The sequence below is a fragment of the Tardiphaga sp. genome (genome assembly GCF_028290785.1).
GTDB lineage: Bacteria > Pseudomonadota > Alphaproteobacteria > Rhizobiales > Xanthobacteraceae > Tardiphaga.
Genome location: NZ_JAQGJD010000139.1, coordinates 41,144 through 49,058, shown reverse-complemented (window position 1 = coordinate 49,058; position 7,915 = coordinate 41,144). Strand labels below are relative to the sequence as shown.

Sequence of the window (7,915 nt, the reverse complement as noted above, 5' to 3'; positions counted from 1 at the left end):
GCTGACGGATCTCTACGTGCAGGCCAGCACGCATACGCTGGATGAGGAAAAGCAGTTCGTCGAACTGACCGCGCGATTGATCGACCAGGTGGATGACGCGACCCGCGCCGCGGTGCGTGCGCGGCTGTCGGTCTATCCGCATACCCCGCGTGCGATCCTGAACAAGCTCAATCTGCGCCCCGCAATGCCCGACCAGCGCATGCCGCTGGCGCCATCCATCGCGCCGGTCGAAGCGCCGGCGGTAGCGGCCGCGAAGCCGCCGACCGATGCACAAATGCGGATGGCAGCCAGCATGACCATGCAACCGCAGGACGCCTCGGAAATCAGCGCCATGTTCTTCGCGGCCAATGCCAACGGGCGCGCGCAGATCCTGCACAACCTCGCCGAGACGCCGCTGAAACCATCCGCCCGGATCCCGGAAGCGCGCGCCGAGCGCGCGATGCACATCCTCGAAATGGCGGCGTTCGCCGAGGACCGCGACAACTTTGCCCGCGAACTCGGCGAAGCCCTGCTGCTGCCGCATCAGGTCGCCGAACAGGTCGTCAACGATGCCGGCGGTGAGCCGTTGGCGTGCTGCGCCAAGGCGCTCGGCATGAGCAGCGCGATCTTCCAGCGCGTGCTGCTGTTTCTCACCCCCGAATTCGGCACCTCGGTGACCAACGTCTACCGGCTGTCGCGGTTCTACGACATCCTGAGCGAACGCTCGGCGCTGATCATGGTGGCCGCCTGGCGCGGCGCCACCGTGGCCGCGACGCGTGCGAAATATCGCCCGGCGCTGTATGACGACGAACGCCACCGCGCGCGGTCGGCACCGGTCGCGCGGCCGGCGGTGCAGCCGGGTGTCGATGTCACGCGTATGCGAAATACCGGGAAGTAGTTCGGACGAGCACTATCAGCCGTCGTCCCGGCCAAGCGAGCAGAGCGAGCGCAGAGCCGCCGAACTATCAATTGATAGCAAGATAGGCGCAGCTATCCTGGAAAACCAAAACCTCAGAGGTTATAGGTCCCGGATCGGCGTTCGCTAACGCTCACTTGTCCGGGACGACACTGCGTTCAATTCTTCACCAGATCCAGGAAATGCCGGCCGGCCTTGTCCTCGATCTCGACGATCCAGACATCCGGATCGAACGAAATCTCCTTGATCAGCCGCTCCTCGATCTTGCGCTCCTCGACCGGCTGCGGCGGCGAGGCGGCGAACACGCGCTCCACCGGGCGGCTGTCGTCATAGGCGCTCTGCGGCGCAGGGGCGTAGAGCATGGCGTTGCCGTCGAGCAGCGCAATCTTGACGAACACCGCACCGGCCTCCTCCGCGCCGCGCCTGCGCACCGCGCCGAACACGCCTTCGGACTGGCAGCGGCGCAGATAGGCGGCCACCCATATCGATGATTTGAGTCTCATAAGGAGGCTATAGCATCGATTCTCATCCCGGGCGCGATGCGGCGCGCAACGTCCGTGGCAAGTAAGCCGCTACTCGATCGGCCGACCGGTCACGGTGGCCAGTTCGCGGACCATGCGGTCCGACACCTGCCCGGTCACTGGCAGCTTGCGCTCGCGTTCGAAGCGCTGGATCGCGGCCTGCGTATCGGAGCCGACGGTGCCGGTCGGCTTGAGCTGGCCGTAGCCATATTCGGTGAGCGCGCGCTGCACGGAAGCGACGCGGCGCGAATTGACGATTAGGTCGCCGAGCGGATCGCGCGCGGCGTTCGGGATCGGCGCCGGCGGACGCGCTACCGCGGTGGAATTGGCCGGCGGATGGGTGGTGGATTTGACCAGGCCGGCCATCGGATCGGCGGCTGCCGCACGCGACTCCACCGGCTTGCTGTCAGCCTTGGTCTCCGGCTTGCCGTCCACGGGCCGGGCATCGAGCATCCGCGAATCCAGTTTGGCTTCGCCTGGGCGCAGCGTCGCGTCGGCCGGACGCGGCTTCGGCAGCAGATTGACCGACGCCGACGGCGCCGGCAGCGGCACCACCACGCTGGAGCCGAACATCGGCGACGGATGCCGCCCGGCCTGCAGGAAGATCGCGTTGCCGATGATGGCGCTGACGGCGGCGAACGCGATCAGCCCGGCGACCATGTCCTTCGGGCTGTGCAGCAGCATGCGCAGCCACAGGCTGCGCTCGGCCGGCGCTTCGATCACGGCCAGCGCGCGGCTGCGGCGTGGCTTCTTGTCTTTGGGGGAATTGTCCTTAGGCACTCTTCTTCACCTGGTGATCTTGATCCGGGGACACGACACGGAACGCCGGCGTCAGCGTGGCGATATTGCTGGCGGGGGCTGCCGGCGGCGAGAACTGCAGTGGCAGCGCGATGGTGATGGTGGTGCCTTCGTCGAGCCGGCTCTGCACGTTCATTTCGCCGCCATGCATGCCGACCAGGCTCTTGACGATCGACAGGCCGAGGCCGGTGCCTTCGTGGCGGCGCTGGTAGGTCTTGCCTGCCTGGAAGAACGGATCGCCGATCCGCTTCAGGTCGTCGCCGGCGATGCCGACACCGGTGTCGCTGACGCGCAGCAGCAGCCGTGCGCCTTCGACGCCGGCGGTGACGCTGACGGTACCGCCGCGCTCGGTGAACTTGATGGCGTTGGAAACCAGGTTGAGCAGGATCTGCTTGAACGCGCGCAGGTCGCCGTTGACCTCGGGCAGATCCTTCGGCGCGTCGGTGACGAGGTCGATGCCGTTCTCGCGCGCCTTCAGCGCCAGCAAGTTGCAGCAGTTGATCAGCGCCGGACGCGGTGCAAACGGCTCCGGCGAAATCTCGAAGCTGCCGGATTCGAGCTTCGACATGTCGAGAATGCCGTTCACCACCGACAGCAGATGCTGCCCGGAATCGTTGATCAGCTGCGCGTATTCCTTGCGCTTGTCGGCGCTGACCATCAGCAGGTCTTCCTGCACGAGCATCTCGGAGAAACCGATGATGGCGTTGAGCGGCGTGCGCAGCTCGTGGCTCATGGTGGCCATGAAACGCGTCTTGGATTCGCCGGCGCGTTCGGCCTCGGAACGGGCCAGCGCCAGCGCTTCTTCCTGCACCTTGCGGTCGGTGACATCGCGCAGCACGGCGACGACTTCCAGTTCGGCATCCGCCGGCAGCGCCTTGTCGGCACCCTGCTCCATCGGCCGGCAGCGCATCTCGACCCAGATGAATTCAGCCGTTGCAGGCCGCATGCGATCGGCGTTGCGCGCGACATCGCGGCGCAGCCGGAATTCAACGCTGCGGGCTTCGCCACCGCGCGCCGCATCGGACAACGCCGTAAGATAGGCTGGGCGATCGGCGACATGGACGCGGTCGAACAGGCCGTGGCCGAGCAGCCGCTGCGCGGGCGCGCCGACCAGCGCTTCCGCCGCCGGCGAGATGAACTGCACCGCGCCGTTGCGGCGGTGCCGTGAAATCACATCGCTCATGTTGCGCGCCAGCAGGCGATAGCGGTCTTCCTCGACATAGAGCAGCGAGACGCTGGTGCGCGCCAGCGATTCCGCGCCGAACGCGAGACCCGCCGCATAAATCGTCGCCGACGCGACGCCGAATGCCATGAAGAGGCCACGACTTGCAGCCGGGTCAGCCGCCGGAAGCAGATCGAGACCGGTCATCCCGATCAGCATCGCGACACAGACCACGGCCAATGCGGATGCAAAGCCGACGACGCGACGCGACGCCGACAGCGCGGCTTCCAGGGGGACTACCACCAGCCAGATCGCGGCAAAGGATTCGATACCACCAGTGGAGATCGCCACCGCCATCACCAGGCTCGCAAGCGCGATCGACGACAGTATCTGCGCGCTCTCGTAGCGGCCGGTGCGCGACAGGAAGTAGGACAATAGAATCGGTGCGATCAGCCAGGCGAACGCCGCGACCTCCAGCGGATTCGGCGCGCCGCGCATGGCGAGATACGCCGGGAATGCTGCGAGGGCCGCGAGGCTGCCGAGCAGCCGCGGTGCCATGAAGGCGCGATGCCGCGCACTCGTCAGCGCATCGTAGCGCGCCGAGGGATGCAGCAGGGCATCAAGACATTCGCGGATGATGTTCAATACTGTCACGGCTTTCGCGCTACGGCCTGCTCGTCAAATCAGACGCGCCGGAACGCCTCCTTTATCGTTGCCACACCGTGTCAGAGCCGAATTAAGCGAACACTAAAGCGCTCGGCCCGATCACGTGGCTCAACGCGCGAAGGCTGTTTTACGGGGGTTTTCGCGATTTCAATCGGCGGTGATGGTGAACGACACGTTTAAAGCGCCGCGTCGATATGGTTTCGAAAGGGTGCACGCGCGCTTGCGCTTCGGAAACGCAGCGATGTTCATCAATGAAAAATTTACACCGAATCGATTGATGCGCCTTTTCGGCGAATTTTCGTCGATTTAACCGCATCGCAAATACTTGCAGTTTATCGACGGCTGCTAACTTCGATCTAGATTGCGACAAATCGCAACGGAGTTCGAAGAGACCAACGGGGTTGCGCGATGTTTTTCCTGCTTCGCATGGCATTCTGGCTCGGGCTGGTGCTCGTGCTGCTGCCGAGAGACAAGACACCTGAATCGGACAAGGGACCGCAGATCGGCACCTCCGAGGCGGTGTCGGCCGCGAGTGCCGCGATGTCCGACATGAGCCAGTTCTGCAAGCGCCAGCCGGCGGCCTGCGAAGTCGGCGGCCAGGCCGCCACCGCGATCGGCGAACGCGCCAAGGAAGGCGCCAAGAAGATCTACCAGATCATCACCGAGAAGAAGCCGGATCACACCGGTTCGATCGGCGGCGCCGACGGTTCGGAGCCGGGCGAAATACCGGCCACGCCGCCGGACACGCTGACATCCGACGATCTCGCCGCGGAATGGCATATGCCGGCCATCGCCCCCTAAGCGGAACTTCGCCGCCAAGGTGGTCGCTTTCGGGGCCGTCCGCCCCTATATAGGGCCTGCAACGACATGCGGGCCCCGATGACCACGATCGACGACATCAAAGACAATTTCGAGCTGCTGGAAGACTGGGACGACCGCTATCGGTACGTCATCGAGCTGGGCCGTACGCTGGCGCCGATGCCGGACGGCGAGCACTCCGCTGCGAACAAGGTCAACGGCTGCGCCAGCCAGGTCTGGCTGTCGCGCCAGGTGGCGCGCTTCGACGCCGGCGAGCCGGTGCTGACCTATCTCGGCGACAGTGACGCCCACATCGTGCGCGGCCTGATCGCGATCCTGCTGGCGGTGTGGTCCGGCCGCACGCCGCAATACATCCTAGACACCGATCCGATCCAGGTGTTCGACGAACTCGGCTTCAAGGAGCATCTCACCCCGCAGCGCTCCAACGGCCTGCGCGCCATGGTCGAGCGCATCCGCAGGGACGCCACGGAAACGCTGGCCACGGCGACGTAGTTGACTGCGCACCCGCGGCGCGCCCCCTCGCCCCGCTTTTGCGGGGAGAGGGCTGGGGTGGGGGGCACTTGCGAGTGAAACTCTGGCTCCCCCACCCGGAGCCTCGCTAAAGCGAGGCTCCGACCTCTTCCCCGCAAGCGGGGCGAGGTTAGTAAGTGCACTGTGCGCAACCTAACTCTCGAACGCCACATCCTCCGCCAGCCAGATACGGACCTTCCCCGCCAGCCCCCGCACCTCCGCGGCAAAACCGTAGTGCCGCGCCAGCCGATCGAGCCCGAGCTGCAGCACCACCTTGGCGGAGCGCGCCGGCCAGCCGCGTTCGCGCTCGACATCTTCCAGCCCACGCAGGAAGCAGCAGACATCCATCAGGATGCCGGAAAATCCGGCCCGCACGCCTCCATCGCCTGTCCGACGCGCTGCCGCGACGTCACCATCGCGTCGGTCATCTCGCTCGGACTGCTGCCGGAACCGCGCGGACGGCCGCCGGTCGGCGCGGCCCAGTTCGCGGTCATGCGCGGCGCCAGGTTGCCGCGGGTGAAATCGGCGCGCAGTTTTTCGCCAGCGATGAACTGGTGCGGGCTGATCATGCTGCGGCCATCACGACCCTTGTGCCGCGCCAGCCACGCCAGCGGGCTTTCGCTGTCGTTGACCAGCACGGCGGTCGCGCCGTCGTCGGTGAGAATGGTGCGCGTGTCCAGCGACAAATGCTTGGCGCGGTGCGCATCGACGCCTTCGGAATAACGCGGCTTGCGGGAAGCTTTCATGCGGGCGACCTCCAGTTAGGATTATGGTCGCACACGCCAAATGAGGACACAAGTCCTTTTTAGATATTATTCCTAGTTTTGAACGCGCGCATCGCGTGCCGTCAATTCGTCCCCAGCCGCTTTCCGTCGCCGCTTTGTTCCATGTTGGTTCCCCGGAATGGAACCCGTTATTTGCGCCGCCGGCGCTGCTGGCCAAGGCCCATCTTCTTGGCGAGTTGCGAGCGCGCCACCGCATAATTCGGCGCCACCATCGGATAGTCGGCCGGCAGTCCCCACTTCTCGCGGTACTGCTCAGGGGTCATGCTGTACTGCGTCCGCAGATGCCGCTTCAGCGACTTGAAGCGCTTGCCGTCCTCCAGGCAGACCAGATAATCGGCGGTCATCGACTTCTTCAGCGACACCGCGGGTTTCGATGGCTCGGCAGCGACCTCCGGCCGACCGCTGGAAACACGCAGCAGCGCCGCGTGGACCTGGCTGATCAGCGCCGGCAGCTCTGCCGCCGGGGTCGGGTTGTGCCCGACATAGGCTGACACGATGCTCGCCGTGAGGTCGATCAAGCTTTTCGGCGTATCGGTCATGGCCTGCATCTTCTCGCGGAACGGAGCGATTTACTTGACGATTACCTGGCGAAACTTCGCTTCGCGGGGAATGAGAAAACGCGGGCCGCGAGCCCTGCCCGCTTACCCGCGCTGGTCGAGGTGCTCGCGCAGTTCATCGATCGAGGCGAAGCGCATCATGCCTTCGGGCATCTGCGCCTCGATCGAGCCATCGGAATACAGCGAATAGGCCATGCCATCGACCACGCCGGATTTCAGGACGGTCACCGCGGCGGCTTCTTCCTTCGGCGGCGGCGACGGCGGCTCGTAACGCTCCGGAATCAGTTGCTCGTCCGGCGCGCCCTCGGTGAAGGTCGATGGCGCCCGGGCGGCGCGGCGAAACCCTTCGGCGCGTGGCCGCTCGTTGTTCGGCCAGGCGTCCTCAAAACTCTTCGGCGGCGTCGGCGTGGCGCTCTCCACGGCGGACTGCTTCTCTGCGGCTGCGGCCTCGGCGCGTTCACGCTCGCGGCGGGTGGACGAGAACAGCAGATTGCGTCGCTTCGGTTCTTCCGGCTCTGGCGGTGGAGCAGCGGCAATGCCACCCCGCGCGCGTGCCGCCTCTTCCTGCCGTGGCGGCAGTGATCCACCCTCGGTGCCCCGCGCCGCTGCGGGCAGATCGCGGCTGAACAACGGTCCACTGGATTCCGCTGACTGCTCGTCGCCAGAGCCATCTTCGCCGGGTGCCGGAAACTGCAACTCGCGTTTTGGAAGGCGGGCGGCCGCTTCCGGTTCTACCTCCTCTTGCTGCGGTGCGAGTTTCTTCACTTCGCGAACCACAATCGCCAGGCTGATCATGATCAGGCCGGTGCACGCTCCGATTGTACCGGTCAGAATCAGCGTATTGCCGAAGCCGAATTCCTTGACCGGAATACCGAAACCGATTGCGAGAATACCAGCAAGGATAACCGCGATCCCGGCAGCCAGCAGCAAAGTCATCGTCGTGAAACTCCCGGACGGCGTCCGAGCATGTCTCGTCGCCGGTGTCACAATAGCGTCTAAAGTCGCACTTCACCAACTCGCAAAGCTGGATTCACAACTTCTGAAAACGCAAAACATCGCTCAAACTCCGCTCATGTTCAGCAACCATTCAAATATGGCAGGGTATGTTCCAGGCGCGGCCCAAGTGGCAGGCTGCACGCTTGGCGAGCAAATATTCTACCTTGTCCCGATTGGTGCGGCGCACTATGAAGATTGGCCACATT

At 64.9% G+C, this 7,915-nt stretch carries 9 protein-coding genes and 1 pseudogene; 3 read left to right on the top strand and 7 right to left on the bottom strand.

The genetic code is table 11. From position 1 onward, the window contains the following. Position 1: 1 nt before the first annotated feature. Complete coding sequence (locus tag JWR89_RS08370) at positions 2 to 877, top strand: DUF2336 domain-containing protein (protein ID WP_299714213.1); 876 nt, start codon at positions 2 to 4, stop codon at positions 875 to 877. A gap of 176 nt (positions 878 to 1,053) precedes the next feature. Here JWR89_RS08370 and JWR89_RS08365 read toward each other — a convergent pair whose 3' ends face one another. From JWR89_RS08365 to JWR89_RS08355, 3 genes are all read right to left on the bottom strand, one after another. Next, the gene (locus JWR89_RS08365; protein WP_299714211.1) at positions 1,054 to 1,398 is read right to left on the bottom strand and encodes a DUF1491 family protein; all 345 of its coding nucleotides are present in this window, start codon (positions 1,396 to 1,398) and stop codon (positions 1,054 to 1,056) included. 69 nt (positions 1,399 to 1,467) lie between these two features. After that, positions 1,468 to 2,196 carry a peptidoglycan-binding domain-containing protein gene (locus tag JWR89_RS08360; protein ID WP_299714208.1) on the bottom strand — a complete coding sequence of 243 codons (729 nt, stop codon included), beginning with the start codon at positions 2,194 to 2,196 and terminating at the stop codon, positions 1,468 to 1,470. Further along, complete coding sequence (locus tag JWR89_RS08355) at positions 2,189 to 4,030, bottom strand: ATP-binding protein (RefSeq protein WP_299714205.1); 1,842 nt, start codon at positions 4,028 to 4,030, stop codon at positions 2,189 to 2,191. The genes JWR89_RS08360 and JWR89_RS08355 overlap by 8 nt, the downstream gene beginning before the upstream one ends. A gap of 420 nt (positions 4,031 to 4,450) precedes the next feature. Between JWR89_RS08355 and JWR89_RS08350 the strand changes: the two genes are divergently transcribed. Together JWR89_RS08350 and JWR89_RS08345 are read left to right on the top strand one after the other, a co-directional pair. Next, the gene (locus JWR89_RS08350) at positions 4,451 to 4,843 is read left to right on the top strand and encodes a DUF5330 domain-containing protein (protein ID WP_299714202.1); all 393 of its coding nucleotides are present in this window, start codon (positions 4,451 to 4,453) and stop codon (positions 4,841 to 4,843) included. A gap of 78 nt (positions 4,844 to 4,921) precedes the next feature. Continuing rightward, positions 4,922 to 5,353 (top strand): SufE family protein, encoded by a 432-nt coding sequence (locus tag JWR89_RS08345; RefSeq protein WP_299714200.1) that lies wholly within the window; start codon positions 4,922 to 4,924, stop codon positions 5,351 to 5,353. 171 nt (positions 5,354 to 5,524) lie between these two features. Here the strand turns inward: JWR89_RS08345 and JWR89_RS08340 are convergent, their stop codons facing one another. The 4 genes and pseudogenes from JWR89_RS08340 to JWR89_RS08325 form a co-directional block, all read right to left on the bottom strand. Beyond that, positions 5,525 to 5,854: a DUF6456 domain-containing protein gene (locus tag JWR89_RS08340; RefSeq protein ID WP_299714224.1), complete on the bottom strand. Its 330-nt coding sequence runs from the start codon at positions 5,852 to 5,854 to the stop codon at positions 5,525 to 5,527. 29 nt (positions 5,855 to 5,883) lie between these two features. Beyond that, positions 5,884 to 6,117, bottom strand: a pseudogene (locus JWR89_RS08335) (DUF6456 domain-containing protein); the annotation flags it as partial. A gap of 167 nt (positions 6,118 to 6,284) precedes the next feature. After that, positions 6,285 to 6,695 carry a MucR family transcriptional regulator gene (locus JWR89_RS08330; protein ID WP_299714197.1) on the bottom strand — a complete coding sequence of 137 codons (411 nt, stop codon included), beginning with the start codon at positions 6,693 to 6,695 and terminating at the stop codon, positions 6,285 to 6,287. A 102-nt stretch (positions 6,696 to 6,797) separates the two neighbouring features. Continuing rightward, on the bottom strand, positions 6,798 to 7,649 hold the full coding sequence (locus JWR89_RS08325; protein ID WP_299714194.1) for a hypothetical protein: 852 nt from the start codon (positions 7,647 to 7,649) through the stop codon (positions 6,798 to 6,800). Positions 7,650 to 7,915 lie beyond the last annotated feature (266 nt).